General features: G+C 63.1%; 13 protein-coding genes. 2 read left to right on the top strand and 11 right to left on the bottom strand.

The window, feature by feature from the left end; translation table 11 throughout:
• Positions 1–28: 28 nt before the first annotated feature.
• The 3 genes from brxC to JS541_RS11250 are packed head-to-tail and all read right to left on the bottom strand — an operon-like array spanning position 29 to position 5189.
• Positions 29–3778: a BREX system P-loop protein BrxC gene (brxC, locus tag JS541_RS11260; protein WP_214374600.1), complete on the bottom strand. Its 3750-nt coding sequence runs from the start codon at positions 3776–3778 to the stop codon at positions 29–31.
• Complete coding sequence (locus JS541_RS11255) at positions 3775–4497, bottom strand: DUF1788 domain-containing protein (RefSeq protein ID WP_214374599.1); 723 nt, start codon at positions 4495–4497, stop codon at positions 3775–3777. The genes brxC and JS541_RS11255 overlap by 4 nt, the downstream gene beginning before the upstream one ends.
• 38 nt (positions 4498–4535) lie before the next feature.
• Positions 4536–5189, bottom strand: coding sequence for a DUF1819 family protein (locus tag JS541_RS11250; RefSeq protein WP_236036988.1), 654 nt, complete (start codon positions 5187–5189; stop codon positions 4536–4538).
• Positions 5190–5403: 214 nt separating this feature from the next.
• Here JS541_RS11250 and JS541_RS11245 point away from each other — a divergent pair, with 214 nt between their 5' ends.
• Positions 5404–6066, top strand: a complete 663-nt coding sequence (locus JS541_RS11245) for a dienelactone hydrolase family protein (protein ID WP_214374597.1) — start codon at positions 5404–5406, stop codon at positions 6064–6066.
• A 39-nt stretch (positions 6067–6105) separates the two neighbouring features.
• Here the strand turns inward: JS541_RS11245 and JS541_RS11240 are convergent, their stop codons facing one another.
• Positions 6106–6309, bottom strand: a complete 204-nt coding sequence (locus tag JS541_RS11240; RefSeq protein ID WP_214374596.1) for a hypothetical protein — start codon at positions 6307–6309, stop codon at positions 6106–6108.
• Between the two features lie 89 nt (positions 6310–6398).
• On the opposite strand from JS541_RS11240, the gene JS541_RS11235 reads away from it, so the two are divergent.
• Positions 6399–7247 (top strand): aldo/keto reductase, encoded by an 849-nt coding sequence (locus JS541_RS11235; RefSeq protein WP_214374621.1) that lies wholly within the window; start codon positions 6399–6401, stop codon positions 7245–7247.
• Between the two features lie 121 nt (positions 7248–7368).
• On the opposite strand, the gene JS541_RS11230 is transcribed toward JS541_RS11235, so the two are convergent.
• The 7 genes from JS541_RS11230 to gltB form a co-directional block, all read right to left on the bottom strand.
• The gene (locus JS541_RS11230; RefSeq protein WP_214374595.1) at positions 7369–8217 is read right to left on the bottom strand and encodes an ATP-binding cassette domain-containing protein; all 849 of its coding nucleotides are present in this window, start codon (positions 8215–8217) and stop codon (positions 7369–7371) included.
• A gap of 166 nt (positions 8218–8383) precedes the next feature.
• The gene (gene glgA / locus JS541_RS11225) at positions 8384–9631 is read right to left on the bottom strand and encodes a glycogen synthase (RefSeq protein ID WP_214374594.1); all 1248 of its coding nucleotides are present in this window, start codon (positions 9629–9631) and stop codon (positions 8384–8386) included.
• 140 nt (positions 9632–9771) lie between these two features.
• Entirely contained in the window at positions 9772–10236 is a 465-nt protein-coding gene (locus JS541_RS11220) for a tripartite tricarboxylate transporter TctB family protein (protein WP_214374593.1), read from the bottom strand.
• A gap of 98 nt (positions 10237–10334) precedes the next feature.
• Positions 10335–10721: a hypothetical protein gene (locus tag JS541_RS11215; RefSeq protein WP_214374592.1), complete on the bottom strand. Its 387-nt coding sequence runs from the start codon at positions 10719–10721 to the stop codon at positions 10335–10337.
• A gap of 14 nt (positions 10722–10735) precedes the next feature.
• Positions 10736–11674 (bottom strand): C39 family peptidase, encoded by a 939-nt coding sequence (locus tag JS541_RS11210; RefSeq protein WP_214374591.1) that lies wholly within the window; start codon positions 11672–11674, stop codon positions 10736–10738.
• A 160-nt stretch (positions 11675–11834) separates the two neighbouring features.
• A complete protein-coding gene (locus JS541_RS11205; protein ID WP_214374590.1) occupies positions 11835–13367 on the bottom strand; it encodes a glutamate synthase subunit beta in 1533 nt (510 codons plus the stop codon).
• 1 nt (position 13368) lies between these two features.
• Positions 13369–17940 (bottom strand): glutamate synthase large subunit, encoded by a 4572-nt coding sequence (gltB, locus tag JS541_RS11200; RefSeq protein ID WP_214374620.1) that lies wholly within the window; start codon positions 17938–17940, stop codon positions 13369–13371.
• Positions 17941–18156: the final 216 nt, after the last annotated feature.

Raw genomic sequence — 18156 nt, 5'->3', positions numbered from 1 at the left:
CTCATTTTAAATCCACGCAAAAACTGACTCACAGTAAAATGCGTTTACCTTCGCGGATGACGGCCATGAGCTTGCGCCGGTATTCGTCGAGGAACTCATCCACATCGTCTTCCGTGCGCAGCATCGGCTTGGGGCGCGGCGGTGTGACGCGGATGGTGCGCTCGACCGGCTTCGACTCGGCCTGTACCGTCTCGATATGCTTGGGACCGGGCTCGACTGGCGCAACGGTATCGGGCAGCGTCTCCCCAGCTGATGGATTCCGTAAGTCCCGAGACTCCACTGGCTTCCCCGGCTCGTCGTGAACGTCAGCCGGTTCCTGCGGTTCCGGCTGTTCCTTGGCAGCGTCCAACTGGTTGACCAAGGTCAGGTACAGGCTGCCGCGCACGGTGTCCGCGGTCTGCCGGATGTCGGCGATGTACTTCGCCGACTCGATCTTCGCGGCCGCATCATCCAGCGAGCGCAGGGCCTGCCGTTGGGCATCCTCGCGGGCGGCACGGTACGAATCGATGCCGGTGAGGGATTCTCGCACGGCGGCGACGGCTGCCAGCGCCTGTTCGCGTTCCGTGTCGACGAGTTCGCCGAGATGCTGCTGGAGGTCGGTCAGTCGGGTCTTGAACAGGTTGACCCGGTTGCCTTGGAACAGTTTCGGATCGTCCGCCGTGGCACGCGCTTCGTCACGTTCCCGTTGCAGATCGGCGGATGCGAGTGTGAAGTTGGAGTCGTTGGTTTTGATCCAGTCCAGGCCGTTGGCCAACACGTCACGCTGGAAGCCGTTGAGGACCTTGCGGATCGGGGCGATCACGTCCTCTTGGTCGTCCAGCAGTTGATCCGTGTTGTCGTCTTCGTTCTTGGAGGGGAAGGTTTCCAGCATCCACTCCTCCGGCTTGGCGGCAACGGTCTTCAGCCGTTCGAGCGGCTCATCAAGCGCCGTGACGAACGCGAACCGTCCGTTGGCGGCCTTGAGCTGTTCGATCGCGCGTATCTGTTCGCGCAACCCGTCCCTGATGACGCGAGCCATGTCTTCGGCGTCGCCGGGCAGCCTGTCTGCGGTCAGGCCAAGGTAATCGTTGGCGAAATTGCGCAGTTCCCTGAGTTTGGCGGCATCGTAGCGCTTCGGGATCTCCACGCGCATGTTTTCGGTCTTTTTCTGATTGGTCAGATATTTGACCACATCGGTGCGCGGTATCCGATTGCTGTCGATCGTCAGTCGAATCCGTTCGTTGCCATACAGGTAGCACAGACATGCGAGCGTGTCCGCCAGCGGCCAGCCGTACGGTTCGTTCTCGTAGTGCGCAATGACGTCTCTGACCGTCGGCACGAGATTGCGGCGGATCTGCCCGGCCGCATAGTCGTACACGTCCTGTGCCGGCAGATCCAGACGATTCTGCACGGAATCGGTGCCGTCCAGCGACGGCTTGGAGTCCGAAGCATCGGCGAGTACGGCGGGGAGATCACGCTCGGTGTAGGAGAGATCCTCCACCAGTCGGAAGTTGGTGTACAGGCGTCCGATCAGCGTCTGCATCGCCTCCGTGATGATGCCGGTCGCGCTTTCGCGCGCCTTCGTGTCCAACGTGGCGCCGTTGTAGGCGATGACGGCCGAGCACAGCGCCTTGGACACCGTGGACTTCAGTTCCCGTTTCATGATGTTGAGATCGCCGCGCTTGGCGTCGAGGATGTGTTTGCGGGAACCCTGTTCGTTGGCGTGCAGACGGAGATACTTCTCGGTACGTTCGACCATGGTCAGGTCGTTCATGAAATTGGAGTCGTCGTCGTCGAGGATCACGCGCAGTTCCCCGCGTTCGCCGGATGATCGCATGATCTTGGCGTCCAACGGTATGTCGTCCATTGGGGTGACGATGTGCAGCGTGATCGGATAGGTCCGTCCCTGCGCCACGTTGTCGATGGTCAGACCGTACCGGAACCTCACCTTCTGCCGTCCCTGCCCGTATTCGACGGTCAGCGGCTGGCCGAGAATATCCTCGCTGACGATCCTGCCCAAGCGGTCGCGGATCTGCCGGTCCTCGATGTCGACGTTCTTGATTTCACTTTCGACGGCCTGCTCGTCGTTGGTCAGATACTCGTATTCGTCGCCGGTTCGATGCACGTAGTTCTGCCGTTCCAGCATGTTCAGCGTGTCTTGGATGCGCCGTTCCAGTTCGGGCAGATCCTCGCCGAACCGGCCGAGCACAAGAATGCGCAGGTTACGCACGTTGGCCTTGAAGTCATCGACCTGTTTGACCAGCAGCAACGCCTTGAGCAGTGGCAGCGCCAGCTTCTGGACGTCCGGGGCGAGCTCGCGTTCCGCTTCGATGATGCGATGGTTCACCGAGCTCTGGATGGTGCCGGAAATGCCGTCGTACAGGGCACTGAACGGTATCAGACCGCCGATCGCATCGGTTTTGTGTTCGACCAGCGCGCTGCTGATCGTGGACAAGAGCGAACGTTCGCCGACCGAACGATGCTGGCCTTCGAAAAAGCCGGCGTCGCTCATGCCGCGCATCGCGTCCTGGAACAGCAGGAACTGGTAGTTGACGAACGGATAAGTGGCGATGAAGTCCTCTTGGGTGCCGAATCTGAGGTTGTTGAACTGGCGTGCGCCGCCTTCGCCCTGGAAGGTGAACAGGGCGTCAAGCTCGTCGCGGTGGGCCTGCCACAGTTCCTCCGTGGCCGTCTCCCCCTGCTCGTTCTTGGCCAGCAGTCGTTTCTGGATGACCTCGATGGCGTCAGCGCTGGACAGTTTCAGGTTGACGGCGAACCGGCCCTTGATCTTCGTGAAATCAAGCCCCTGACTGACCGAACGGTCGCCGATCACAGCGTCGATGTCCTCCTGCGAGGTGACGATCACCCACACGCGGCCGTTGGTGCGCGCGAACAGCTCCTCCGTCACGGTCTGTAGATTGAGCATGAGATCCGTGCGAGAACCGATGAACTGGCCTACCTCATCCACCAGAAAGATCAGACGACGACCGTCATCCTGCTGCTGCAGCCAGTCGTTCACATCGTCGGCGAAATCGGCGATGGTCGGATTGTACTGTTTCTGGTAATCCTTGAGAATGTCCCTGACCTCGTCGCCGGTGGCCGCGGCGAACGCCCTATCGATCTTCGGTCCGGAAAACGCGGCCTGAGCGCGGCCCTTGGACCACGGTTTGCCGGCGATCGATTCGAACTGACGCACGAACTCAGTCAGACACCCGTTGGCATCGAGATCGCGTTCCATCTTCGCCACGTACTTGTTGGCGCCGTAATAGCCACGGGCCTCGTCGAACACGCGGATGAACGCGTCCATGAGCACCGTTTTGCTGCCCTTCTGCGCCTTGCTGTCGATGTTGAACAGCAGCGAGGTGGCGGGAATGCGCAGGTTGGCGTCCAGCAGTCCCTCAAGCTCGTGATTCTCGGCGTCGCGGGCCTTGGCCTTCATGATGTCGATGACCTGTTCGCGGCTCAGCGATTCGGCGTCGTCCGCGATGAACGGCGCGGGAATATCGCCCAGAATATGCGAGAGCATCTTCAACAGATGGGATTTACCGGAACCGAAGAAACCGGAGATCCATACGCCGTTCGTGTAGTCGGCTGCCGGGTCGTTGTACGTGTCGAGGAACCGTTCGAGATTGGTCTGGATCTCGTTGGTCAACACGTATTCGTTCACCTCATCGGCGAGGTTCCTGTCGTCGCTGGCCTTGATGACGCCGTCGATCTTGTCTTCGATGTTCCTGACGAAGATGTTCCTGAACTGCAATGCGCCGCCTCGAGATTCGCTCGTGTCGTTCATGTCGCTCATGCGTCGGCTCCTTCCATGATCGCGGTGTTGAGACTGAATGCACGGTAGTAGTTGTCCGCGTCGAGCCGGTCGAACAGTCGCATCACCGATACGGTCGACGCGGTCTTCTCGTAGGTTCCCGGGAAGAACACCACCACGGGCGTATGTTCGTCGATGATCTCCTGCACGCAGTTGAGCAGCGCGTGTGTGCGGATGTACGGATACACCTGGCCCACGCCGGTCAGGAACACCAGATCGGCTTCGTGATTCGCCTTCGCCTGCTGGTATCGCGTCTCGAGCGCGTCCTTCAGATCGTCGTTGTCGGGGCCGAGCATGCCGGCGAGCGCCTGATAGAAGTCGTCCTCCTGCAGCGACGGCCATGCGTCGGCTCCGGCATCGTCGGCTTCGCCGTGCATGTCCGGTTCCTGTTCGATGGCGGAGTCGAAGACGTCGTTGTCCTGCATGATCCGGATGGCGAGCTCGTACAGGTTGATGACCAGTATGGCCGGCGCGGCATCATCATCGTCCACGGGGTCCATGCCCTGCAGACGGTTGACGAGAATCGGGATGCGACGTTCGACTTCCAGCTCCTGCTGCGGCCGATACGCGTAAATGTAGTTCGCCGGCTCACCGCCGGTGTCCTCGCCGTCACGAAAACGTTTGGAACGCATGCAACGAAACAGTCCATCGAAGTCCTGCTCGATGTTGGATGACTGCCGTCGTGCGGTGTTGCCCGTCATTGCCTCCCCGCTTCCTTCTGCCGTGCGGATGTCTTGCCTCAACGTTCCCCGATGGGGAAGAATCCGAATGATTCCGGTCTGTGTTCCAGAATACCGGTCAGGGTGTTGCCCAGCAGCGCGGGTTGCAGCGTGTTGTCGGTTTTGTCCACCAATCCGGCTTCGTGTATCGCCTTGAACAGGTTCGAGCGCAGTTTGGCTGCCGTGGTTGTGCTGAGCGTTTCCAGTTCCGGATGCCACATGGCTTTGGCAAGTATGAACCGGTCGTAGTCCTCATAGGTGACGGTCGGCATGCCCATCAGATAACGGTCGCGCAGCACGTCATGGGCGAACTGCCCCACTAGGGCGTAATAGCGGCACATCGCCACCCACATCAGCGCGTGACGATCGGCCGCTGGCGTATCGGCGCTGGCCAGATGGCACAGTTCCGTTCCGCTCAGCGTGCTCAGCCGTTTGATCACTTCGCTGACCATACGCGAGTTCGCCGCCTGCGTGCGAATGGTCAGCGCGTTCTCGTCGATGGCACGCCGGCGGATTCTCGCTATACGTTCCCCCAGTTCGGTTTCATCATGCGCGAGTACATGGGGATCGGCACAGTCCTCATCGTCCACGAACAGCGCGGCGACGATACGCCCCTGCGGCGCGAGCAGTCCGCCGACCGTAAACGACAACCGGTATCGCTGCTCGTTCTGCATCGTTTCGCTTCCGTACGATCCCGGCATTGTCTCTCCTCGCGTCGTATCGTTGCCCGATCTGACAAGAATATTTCAGACTACCCTTTGGACGGGATATATACGAATCGGCATCCACTCATCCGGCACTCCCGCTTTCCATCCGTTTCGCATCTAGTATCATCGTGTTCTTGCCCAGCCAGCTCACTCACTACACTCGTTGGCAGAGGTGATGATCATGCGTTTGCAAATGGCCAGTCGGATCGAGACCGATGGAACAGGGCCGCTGTTCGTGATGTTCCACGGATATGGCAACGATGAGAGCGAGATGATGCGGATCATCGATGCGGTGTATGAGACACGTGAACGCACCGACACCGGCGATGCAACCGAAGTTGGCTCGCGCACCGGACTCGCGGATCATCCAAGTTATCTGTCGTTGCGCGGCATCTATGAGAGACCGTACATGGGCGGCAACTATTGGTATCCGGACGGCTGCGGGGTCGAGGAACGGCGACGCGAATGCGCGGCCGTCGGCAAGGCCGTAGCCGCTCTGCTTGATTGCGCGCTGTTCGCTGGGCGCAGGAAGATACTGGTCGGATTCTCGCAGGGCGGATATCTGTCGTACCGGATCGTCCGGGATTATCCCGATCTGTTCGATGCGGCGATTCTGCTCAGCCCGTCGTTCAAGGGCGAGGAAGGAAACCGGCTGGACTCCACCACGCGATTCTTCCTGGCGTACGGTTCCGAAGACCGTACGATTCCCCTTGCCGACCAGCATACGGCCCGTGCCGTGCTGAGCGCCGCCGGACATCTGACCTTCCATGAATATGCCGGCATGGGCCACGCGATCAGCGATGAGGAAATCGCCGATATACGCGGTTTCGTGCGATCGATATGATTCCGCGCCTCATACGGCCGAGGCGCTGCGAGGCACAGGTCAGTTGCCCTGCCGACTGATACCGCCCTTATGACCGGTGGCCTTGAACGGTTTGGCTCGAGACGAACCGGCCATCACTGGCGACCGGTTTCCTATGATCCCGTGGCTGGCAGCGGCTTCGGCCTTATGCCCGTCCTGGGATTGTCCGCCGACTCCCACGTTAATGCCTTTGGCGCGCAGCGCCTTCATCCATCGTTCGTCCATGCCGTTCATCATACGTCGGAACGGGTGCGGCATCTCTATAGTGGGCAGTGCAGTACCTCATCGGTTCGATAATAGGAGCGATCATGACATTGATGGAACCGCCGGTCATCCCGGTGCGTCGCGCGCATGACGGGCTGGAATTGCCGGCGATCGGGTTCGGCACGTACAAGGTGAACGGCTTCGCCGGCGCCGAGGCGATCAGATCGGCGTTGGAGGTCGGCTACCGGCTCATCGATTCGGCGTTCAACTACGAGAACGAGGGCATCGTCGGCAAGGCGATCCGCGAATCCGACGTGCCTCGCGAGCAGATCATCGTCGCGTCGAAGCTGCCCGGACGCCACCACCAGTACGACCAGGCGCGAACCACCATCGAGGAGTCCGTGGCGCGCATGGGACTTGATTACATCGACCTGTACCTCATTCACTGGCCGAACCCGTCCCAGGGCCAGTTCGTCGAAGCGTGGCAGGCGCTCGTCGACACGCAGCGACAGGGCATCGTCAAGCACATCGGCGTGAGCAACTTCCTGCCCGGCCATATCGATCTGCTCATCCGCGCCACCGGGGTCACGCCATCGGTCAACCAGATCGAACTGCACCCGTTCTTCCAGCAGAACGAACAACGCGCATATGACCAGGCGCACGGCATCATCACCGAGGCGTGGAGCCCGCTGGGCCGCGCCAACCAGATGCTCAAGGACCCGACCATCACGCGCATCGCCGCCAAGCACAGCGTGTCCCCGGTGGCCGCGATCCTGCGCTGGCACCTGCAATTGGGAGACGTGGCGATCCCGAAGTCCATGCACCGCGACCGACAGCGCGCCAACCTCGACCTGACCGGTTTCGCACTCGACGAGCAGGACATGCGCGACATCGCCGCGATGGACAATCCCGAAGGCTACACGTTCGGACAGAACCCCCGCTGGCACGAGGAAGCCTGACACTCAAGCGGGATTCCGGTCACGGATTCGTCAGTGGCGTTCGTCTGGCTATGCGAATCGGGACATTCCGGTTCGCATAGCCAGACGAACGCCACTTTTTGCTTCGTCGCCCAGTCTTCTCTCACACCGTATAGGCGGACCAGCGGCCGCGGGTGTGCTGGACTTCGATGGGCATGCCGAACAGGCTGGACAGCCGTTCGTTTGTCAGGCCGTCTTCGAGCGGACCGGAGTAGACGATGGTGCCGGCGCCGGGGTTGCCCATGACGTCGACGCCTTCGTCGGTGGCGTCCTCGGCCGGGATCGGTTTGCGGCCCATGATGGCGATGTGGTCGAATCCGGCCGGGATCTCCTCGAGCCGGTGCGTCACCAGCACGACGGCACGGTTGGAATCCTCTTGGCCGATGCGGCTCAGCGTGCGCATCACCTGTTCGCGGCCGCCCAGGTCGAGTCCGGTGGTGGGTTCGTCCATGATGAGCAGTTCGGGATTGCCCATGAGCGCTCGGGCGATGAGCACGCGCGTGCGCTCGCCTTCCGACAGTCTCCACATCTGTTTGCCTTCGAGGTAGCTGACGCGGAAGTCGCGCAGCAGCTGACGGGCGCGGGCATACTCCTCGTCCGTGTACGTATCCTGCCAGCGGCCGGTCACGGCGCTCAGTCCGGTGACGACCGCGTCGAGCGGATCCTCGAAGTCCGGGAACTGTCGGCCGAGGTCGGCGGAGGCGAGACCGATGCGCGTGCGCAGTTTGAACACGTCGTATTTGCCGAGCTGGTGGCCGAGGATGAACACGCGGCCTTCGGACGGGAAGGTGCGTGTGGCGAGCATGCCCACCGCGGTCGATTTGCCGATGCCGTTCGGGCCAAACAGCACCCAGCGTTCTCCCGCGTTGATCGTGAGGTTCACGTCGGTGATGATGACGCGTCGGTTGCGGCGGAATTCGACGTTCTCGAGTTTGAGGACTTCGGTGGGCATGGGAGGTTCCTTTATGTACGGATGATCGGAGAAGCAGCCGAAAGCCGTTCTCTCCATATGGATGTATGGGATGTATGAAGAAGAGGGAGAGACGGACTACGCACTCGTCTCTCCCTCCGTCACGCTTCGCGTGCCAGTCCCTCATCGGGAGAAGGCACGGACACGGTTACTTCTGCTCGTCGAGCACGGACTGGTAGACCTTGACGGTCTCGTCGGCGATCGACTCCCAGCTGAACACGTCGCGGGCGCGCTCGTAGCCGGCCTGGCCCATCTTCTTACGCAGCTCGGGGTCGGCCATGATCCTGTTGATCGCATCGGCCATGTCATGCACGAACTTGTCCGGGTTGGTCGGAGTGCCGGTGCCGTCATGCAGCTGTTCGATCGGCACCAGATAGCCGGTCTCGCCGTCCACGACGACCTCGGGGATGCCGCCGGTGGCGGATGCGACGACCGGCAGGCCGCAGGCCATCGCCTCGAGGTTCACGATGCCGAGCGGCTCGTAGATCGACGGGCAGATGAACGCGTCGCAGCCGTGTTCGAGCGCGCTCAGTTCGTTCTTCGGCAGCATCTCCTCGATCCAGATGATGTTGCCACGCTCCTTGTCGAGTTCGGCGAAGGCGTTCTTGACCTCCTCCATGATCTCCGGGGTGTCGGGCGCGCCGGCGCACAGCACGATCTGGATGCCCGGGTCGACGAAGTGCAGCGCCTTGAGCAGGTACGGCAGTCCTTTCTGGCGGGTGATGCGGCCGACGAACAGGAGGGTCGGCTTGCTGCGGTCGATGTGGTAGCGGTCGAACACGCCCCAGCCCGGATCGTCATCGGCCGGCGTGGCGAATTCGGACATGGTGATGCCGTTGTACACGACGACGACCTTGTCCGGGTCGAGGTTCGGGTAGGCGGTGAGGATGTCGTTGCGCATGCCCTTGGAGACGGCGATCACGCGGTCGGCGTGCTCATAGGCGTCCTTCTCGGCCCAGGAGCTCAGGTTGTAGCCACCGCCGAGCTGCTCGCGCTTCCACGGACGGAACGGTTCGAGGCTGTGCGCGGTGATGACCAGCGGCGTGCCGTGCAGCATCTTCGCGAGGTATCCGGCGAGGCACGCGTACCACGTGTGCGCGTGGATGATGTCGGCGTCCACGTCGTTGGCGATCTGCAGGTCGACGCCGAAGGTCTTGAGCGCCGGGTTCGCGTCGGCCAGTTCGGCGGGCGTGTTGTATCCGACGACCTTGAGGCTGCCCTTGGCTTCAGCCGCGTTCGGGATCGCGGGAACGTCGGCTTCGGTGCGCGGGCCGTCGAACGCGCGCACGGTCACGTCGATGCGTTCGGCCAGCGCCTTGGACAACTGTTCGGCATGCACACCGGCGCCTCCGTAGACGTGCGGCGGGTATTCTCTTGTGAGCAGATCAACCTTCATTGGTACACCTCTCCAATCTGTGTAGACAGTGTTATGCCACCAAGTCAACTGTAAGCCATCAGGCAAGAAAAAACGCACAACCGACGCGTTCGTGTTGCGTCAGGCTGTGCGTTTTCCTGATATGCGTGCGGCCAGTCCGATCAGATGGCGGTGCCGTTCTGGTCGAGGTTCGGATTGTGTTTGGAATCGCCGGCCGTGAAGAACAGGCTGAGCACGCCGACGATGAACACGACCGCGACGGTCGCGATCAGCCAAATCGGATGCTGCGGCAGCCACATGACCACGCAGAACGCGACGGCGGCGAGCACGATCAGCACCCAGCTGACCACGCGGAACCATTGGTGTACTGAATGCGGCGCCTTGAACGCCTTCGGATCGCGGTAGTTCGGGTCGGTCTCGAACGTGGACGCGACCTCGTCGGAGTCGAAGTGCGCGGTCGGCTTCCACGGACCGTCAGTGCCCTCCTGGATACGACGGGACTTCTCCTGCAGCGCGTACTCGTCGACCATATGCGCACGGCCACGGCCACGCGTCTGATCGTACTGCTGCGGTACTCCCCTGCGCTGGTCCTTCGCGGCCTTGCGACGTTCTGCACGGTTCGGCATTCCACTACTCCTCTACTGCGAGACGGATAACACTGTGTGCCAGTGTACCGCGCTCCCCCGCCGTACATCGCGCATTGCCCATCGGCACGCCTGCATCGTCACCATCCCATGACGATCATGACGGTGAGTGTCATGATGCCGACGACCGGAAGCGTGACAACGATCATGCCGATGGTGACAAGAACAGCGGCGATGCGCAGAGGCAACGGACGCGCCGCATTGCCGGGCGCATCGTTCGCGCCCGCCTCGACGACGCGCAGCACGGCGACGGCGATCCACGCCGCGTAGCCGACGACGGTGAGTAGCAGCAGTCGCCATATGCCGGGCATGGTGTCGCAATCGGGTTGGGTGAGGTCACAGGACAACGGCAATCCGGAGAATATGTTCGAGACGGCACGGTCGTCGATCCAGCACCATGCGGTCGGCAGTTGGCAGATCAAACCTGCCCACCACAGTATGCGCAGGGCCATACGTTTCGGCATCATCGTTCCGTTCACGTTCACCAAATATAGGCGGGTTCCTCGTTGGATACGATCGCATTGACCATCTCGTGCGCGGTGGCGATATTCAGACCAGCGTAGGCTTCGCCCTGCACCCGATACCACGGGTCGCGATATGTCCAATGGGTGACGGCGCCGGTGGCGTCGGCGTCATATCCGGTGATGACGATCATGTGGTTGGCGTGGGCGAACGACGGATAGAGCGTATGCACATCGATGGCGACGAACACCGGGTATCCGTCGTCGATATCCGTTTTCGCACGTTGCGCGAACGTGCGGGCCACGGCGGGGTCCGTATCCCCTATCTCGACGGTCTGTACACGGTAGCCGGCGTCACTCGGGTTCGCATCGCCGACGCCGAACAGGTACTTGTTGACGACGCGTGCCAGGTCAACGTATTCGGTGCCGGTCTGCGGCTTGGCGCTCATTTCGGAGGCAAGCGCGGATTGGCTGACGTCGATCCCCTTGTACCGCAGCACCATCTGCACGGAGGCCGGCACGCACCAATACCCGGTTTCCTGCACGCTTTGCGGCACGTCGAGACGAACGCTTGTCGCGTTCGCCGACGGGCGACCGTCCGATTCCGGCGGCTGGGCGGTCTCGTCCGATGCATCGACGATTCCTTCTTCTCCACTGGCTTCGCGGAACCATGCGTCGCCGGGATACGAATCGTCCACGCCCATGTTCAGTCCGGCGAGCACGCTCGGATCGAGCAGTTCCGCAGTATTCTCCGTCGGAACATCTGCAAACGGCGGCACGACGGCTCTGTCAAGATCGTCGTGATCGGGTTCGGTCACTTGCGGTGAAGATGGTGACCCGGGTTGAGCCGCATGATGGTTTGTGTCGGCCATCTTCGCGTGCCACGCCGCACCGCCCGCCGCCATTACTGCCACGACGAACAGCGAGCCGATGATCACGGTAAGTTCACGTCGCCTCATCGCGCACCGCCTTCCCTATGGTTCTAGGGTATCCTCCAAACTCATGCGCCACGCGAACCAACCGTGCCCGATATGTGAAAAGCCCTTCCGTCTCGTCGACGGAAGGGCTTTGCGATCATGTCGCCGTCGGAAACCGACGGCGACGGCGCGACGTAACCGATCAGCGCGGCAGCATCATCGGGCGCTGGGAGGCGACGATCGGCGCGGGCAGCTCGGTGGAACCGGTCAGGTACTCGTCCACGGCGGCGGCGCAGGAGCGTCCCTCCGAGATTGCCCACACGACGAGGCTCTGGCCGCGGCCCGCATCGCCGGCGACAAACACGCCGTCCTGCGAAGTGGCGAACTTGTCGTTGCGAGCGACATTGCCACGCTTGTCGAGCTCGACCGGCAGCTGATCCATGAGCGAAGTGGTGTCCGGGTGCAGGAAGCCGACGGAGATGAGCACCAGGTCGGCGGGCAGCACGCGTTCGGTGCTGGGCTGACGGGTGAACGGGCCGTTCTCGCCGGGTGCCACGTCGACGACCTTCAGACCGGTCACGTGACCGGTTGCGTCGGCCACGAAGCCTTCGGTCGCGGTCGAGTTCTCGACGTGCACCTTGGCCTGCTCTTCTTCGGAACCGACGAAGTTGACCGAATCGGTGCTGTACACGTAAGTGCCGCCCTCCTCCATCGAGGAGGTCTTCTGGTACAGGCGGGCGAACGTCGGCCACGGCTGACTGTCGGGTCGCGAGGACGGTTCCTTCGGCATGATCTGCAGCACGGTCACGTCCTTCGCACCCTGGCGGATGGACGTGCCGAGGCAGTCGGAACCGGTGTCGCCGCCACCGATGATGACGACGTGCTTGTCCTTGGCGGTGATGTCGTTGACCGGCTTGACGCCGTACACGCGGCGGGTCGCATCGGGCAGGAACTCCATCGCGAAGTGGATGCCCTTGAGCTCGCGGCCGGGGATCTTCATGTCGCGCGGCACGGTCGAACCGATGGCGACGACGACCGCATCATAGCGGGAGCGCAGATCGTCCCAGCTGATGTCCTTGCCGATCTCCACGCCGGTGCGGAAGCGAGTGCCTTCGGCCTCCATCTGCTTGACGCGGCGGTCGAGCAGTCGCTTGTCGAGCTTGAAGTTCGGGATGCCGTAGCGCATCAGGCCGCCGATCGCGTCGTCGCGCTCATAGACGACGACGGTGTGGCCGGCACGGGTCAGCTGCTGCGCGCAGGCCAGTCCCGCGGGGCCGGAGCCGACGACCGCGACGGTCTGGTCGGTCAGGCGCTGCGGCGGCAGGGGCTTGACGTAGTCGAGATCCCATGCCTGGTCGATGATCGTGCACTCGTCGTTCTTGATCATCGTCGGCGGCTGGTGGATGCCGAGCACGCAGGCCTGTTCGCACAGGGCCGGGCAGATGCGGCCGGTGACCTCGGGGAAGTTGTTGGTGGTGGACAGGCGGTTGTACGCATCCTCCCACTTCTCCTGGCGCACGAGGTCGTTGAATTCGGGGATGATGTTGCCCAGCGGGCAGCCGGTCATGCAGAACGGGGTGCCGCAGTCCATGCAGCGAGCCGCCTGCTCGGTGGTCCACGGCTGCAGGCCGGATTCGGCGTGCACGTCGAGCCAGTCCTTGATGCGCTCGGCGACCGGGCGTTCGGCGAGTTCTCGGCGGGTACGGACCTTCAGGAATCCACGAGGATCTCCCATGTCAGCGCGCTCCTTCCATCACGTGCTCGTACACCTGTTCCCAGGCGCCGGGCGCATTGAAATCGATGTTGTCCTCTTCGGCCTGCTTCATGGCCGCGGTCATGGCGAGGAAGTGCTCGGGCACCACGCGGGTGAAGCGCAGCACGTTCTCGTCCCAGTTCTCAAGCAGTTCCTTGGCGAACGCGGAACCGGTCTCCTTGGCGTGCTGTTCGACCAGATCGCGCACGATCGGCGCGGTCGTCTCGTCGAGCGGCTGGAACAGCAGCGAGCCGTTCTTGCGTCCCTCCGGGTTGACCTGGTTCATGTCGAGGTCGAGCACGTAGGCGTTGCCGCCCGAGAAGCCGGCGCCGAAGTTACGGCCGGTGGAGCCGAGCACGACGACGGTGCCGCCGGTCATGTACTCGCAGCCGTGGTCGCCCACGCCTTCGACCACGAACGTCGCGCCGGAGTTGCGCACGGCGAAGCGTTCGCCGGCACGACCGGCGACGAACATCTGGCCGGAGGTCGCACCGAAGCCGGTCACGTTGCCCGCGATGACGTTGGTATGCGGGTCGAACGTCACGTCGTCGTTCGGACGCACGATCAGTCGGCCGCCCGACAGGCCCTTGCCGGCGTAGTCGTTGACCTCGCCGATCACGCGGATCGTCTCGCCGCTCGGGATGAACGCGCCGATGGACTGGCCGCCGGCACCGTGGAACGTCATGTCGATCGTGTTGTCCGGCAGACCGGCCGCGCCGTAACGGCGGGTGATCTCATAGCCGACCATCGTGCCAAGCGTACGGTTCACGTTGCGGATCGGCAGGTCGATCGTCACCGGCTCCTTGTTCTCGAGCGCCGGCCGGGCGAGCTCGATGAGCTTGTTGTCGAGCGCCTTGTCGAGCTCGTGGTTCTGCGGCTCGGTGTTATGCAGGATGGTGCCGGGAACCGGACCGGGCTGCATGAGCACGTTGGTCAGGTCGATGCCGTCGGCCTTCCAGCGCTTGATGGCCTCGTTCTGGTCGAGGCACTCGACGTGGCCGACCGCCTCCTCGAGCGTGCGGAAACCAAGCTCGGCGAGGATCTCGCGCACCTCCTCGGCGATGTACATGAAGAAGTTGATGACCGACTCGGGCTTGCCGCGGAAGCGGGCGCGAAGCTCAGGATCCTGGGTGGCGATGCCCTGCGGGCAGGTGTTCTTCTGGCATGCGCGCATCATGACGCAGCCTTCGACGATCAGCGCGGCGGTCGCGAAACCGAATTCCTCGGCACCGAGCAGCGCGGCGATGACCACGTCGCGGCCGGTCTTCAGCTCGCCGTCGCACTGCACGACGATGCGGGAGCGCAGGCCGTTGAGGATCAGCGTCTGCTGGGTCTCGGACAGGCCGATCTCCCACGGGGTGCCCGCGTGGCGGATCGCGTTGAGCGGGGCCGCACCGGTGCCGCCGTCGTAGCCGGAGATCAGCACCACGTCGGCATGGCACTTGGCCACGCCGGCCGCGATGGTGCCGACGCCGAACTCGGAGACGAGCTTGACGTGGATGCGCGCCTTCGGGTTCGCCATCTTCGCGTCGTTGATCAGCTGCTTGAGATCCTCGATCGAGTAGATGTCGTGGTGCGGCGGCGGGGAGATGAGCTCCACGCCCGGGGTCGCGTGACGGACCTTGGCGATCCACGGCGGGACCTTCGCGCCGGGCAGGTGGCCGCCCTCGCCGGGCTTGGCGCCCTGCGCGAGCTTGATCTGCAGGTCGGTGGCATGCACGAGGTAGTCGGAGGTCACGCCGAAGCGGGCGGACGCGATCTGCTTGATGCGGCTGTAACGCAGCGGGTCCTCGATGCGGTCGTCGGACTCGCCGCCCTCACCGGAGTTGGAGCGCGCGCCGAGCGTGTTCATGGCGATGGCGAGCGTCTCGTGCGCCTCCTGCGAGATGGAGCCGTAGCTCATCGCGCCGGTGGAGAAGCGCTTGACGATCTCAGAGGCCGGCTCGACCTCGGAGATGTCGATCGGCTTGCGGTCGTGCTTGAACTTCATCAGGCCGCGCAGGGTCATGATGCGGTTCGACGTGTCGTTGATGTGGTGCGAGTACTTCTTGAACATCTGGTAGTCGCCGCGCGCGGTGGACTGCTGGAGCAGGAAGATCGCCTCGGGGTCGTTGAGATGGTCCTCGCCGGTGCGGCGCCACTTGTATTCGCCGCCGGTCTCAAGGTTCATGTGCGGGGTGGCCGTCCACTGGTTCGGGTAGGCGACGCGATGGCGGATGGCGACCTCCTCGGCGATCTCGTCGAGGCCGACACCGCCGACCTGGGAGACGGTGCCGGTGAAGTACTTGTCGACCGTTTCCTTGCTCAGGCCCACGGCCTCGAACAGCTGCGCGCCACGGTAGCTCATGATCGTGGAGACGCCCATCTTGGCCATGATCTTGAGCACGCCGATGGACAGCGCCTTGGTGAGGTTCTTCACGGCGGTGGGCGCATCGACCTTGAGGTAGCCGGTGCGGGCGAGGTTCTCGACGGATTCGAACGCGAGGTACGGGTTCACACAGGCCGCGCCGTAGGCGATGAGCAGGGCGACATGGTGGATCTCGCGCACGTCGCCGGCCTCGACGGCCATCGAGATCTGTGTGCGGGTGTGGCGGCGCAGCAGATGGTGCTGCACGGCCGCGGTGAGCAGCAGCGACGGGATGGGGCCCCACGTGTGGTTCGATTCGCGGTCGGAGAGCACGATGAAGTTGCTGCCGTTCGCGATGGCCTCGTCGACTTCAGAGAAGATTTCCTCGAGACGCTCCTCGAGCGCCTTGCCGCCGCCGGCAACCTGATAGAGGCCCTTGACGACGAACGGACGGTAGTAGCCGCCGAGCACCTTGGCCTTGTCAAGCCGCTTGAGCTGGGCCATCTCGTCGGAGTTGATGACCGGCAGCGGGATGAGGATCTTCTTGGCATGCAGCTCGGAATCCTCGAGCAGGTTCGGTTCCGGGCCGATCGCGGACTCGAGCGAGGTGACGATCTCCTCGCGCTCCCAGTCCAGCGGCGGGTTGGTGACCTGCGCGAACTTCTGGTGGAAGTAGTCGAACAGCATGCGGCTGCGCTTGGAGAGCACCGGCAGCGGGTTGTCGTTGCCCATCGAGCCGAGCGGCTCCTTGCCGGTGTTGGCCATCGGGGCGAGCAGGAGCTTCAAGTCCTCCTCAGTGTAGCCGAACGCACGCTGGCGGCGCTGCACGGACTGGCCGGAGTGGCTCACGTGCTCGCGCTGAGGCAGGTCGCTCATCTCGACCGAGTTGCCTTCGACCCACTGGCGGTACGGGTGCTGCGATGCGAGGCTCTTCTTGATCTCCTCGTCGGGGATGATGCGGCCTTCGTCGGTGTCGACAAGGAACATCTTGCCCGGTTCCAGACGGCCCTTCTCGACCACGTGCGCATCGTCGATCTCGGGCAGCACGCCCGCCTCGGAGGCGAGTACGAGGTAGCCGTCGTCGGTGAGCTGCCAGCGGCCGGGGCGGAAGCCGTTGCGGTCGAGCAGGGCGCCGACCTGCGTGCCGTCGGTGAAGATGATGTCGGCCGGGCCGTCCCACGGTTCGATCAGCGTGTTGTTGTACTCGTAGAACGCCTTGACGTCCGGGTCGAGCTGGTCGTTGTTCTCCCAGGCCGGCGGCAGCATCATCGAGATCGCGTGCGGCAGGGAGCGGCCGGCGAGGTGCAGCAGTTCGAGACATTCGTCGAACGTGCCGGAATCCGAATAGCCGGGCGTGGTGATCGGCAGCAGCGGCTTGAACTCGCCGAGCAGTTCGGAGCTCAGGCGGCCCTCGCGCGCGGACAGCCAATTGCGGTTGCCCTGGATGGTGTTGATCTCGCCATTGTGGGCGAGCAGGCGGAACGGCTGGGCGAGCGGCCAGCTCGGGAACGTGTTGGTGGAGAAGCGCGAGTGCACGATCGCGATCTTCGCCTTCATGAGCGGGTTGCTCAGGTCGGGGAAGAACGGGGTGAGCTGCATCGTGGTGAGCATGCCCTTGTAGGTGATGGTGCGGGCCGACAGCGACGCGAAGTAGATGCCGACCTCATGCTCGACGCGCTTGCGGATGCGGAACGTCTTGCGGTCGAGGTCGATGCCGGCGAGTTTGCCGTCCGGGTCTGCCACGACGAGCGTCTTGAAGCTCGGCATGGAGGCGAGGGCCTGCAGGCCGAGGCCGTCCGGGTTGGTCGGCACGACGCGCCACGCGAGGACTTCGAGGCCCTCCTCGCGCACGATGTTGGCGATGGCCTGCTCCTGCTGGCCGGAGGTGGCAATGTCGCGATCGAGGAACGCGATGCCAGCCGCGTAATGGCCCGCCTCGGGCAGTTCGACGCCGGCGGTGGCGCGCATGAACTCGTCAGGCATGCTCATGAGGATGCCCGCGCCGTCGCCGGTGTTCTCCTCGGCGCCGACCGCGCCGCGGTGGTTGAGGTTGACCAGCACCTCGATGGCGTCGTCGATGATCTTGCGTTCGGGCTGCTTGTTGAGCGTGGTGACCATGCCGACGCCGCAGGCGTCATGTTCGGCGCTGGGGTCGTACAGACCTTGTGATGAATGAATGCTCAGATCGAGCGGGGCGTGGAAAGTCACCGAAACCACCTTCATGTCTATGATTCTTTTTCGGCAGGTCTTGACAACCTACGGTTCTTTAGGTAATGCGTAGGACAGAGTACCGCTGGGATATGTCAAATACGTTTCCCTGTCCATATACCGAGTCGGAGCAAAAGTCAATACCCAATTCTAGAGGATTTTACGAATGTGCGCGGTCACGGTGTCGTCGTGGCGGCCGACGTCTCAGGATATCCC

Source organism: Bifidobacterium sp. SO1 (assembly GCF_018555335.1).
Classification (GTDB): domain Bacteria; phylum Actinomycetota; class Actinomycetes; order Actinomycetales; family Bifidobacteriaceae; genus Bifidobacterium; species Bifidobacterium simiiventris.
Note: the sequence above shows the minus strand (reverse complement) of the source record. Positions and strands in the feature narration are given on the sequence as shown.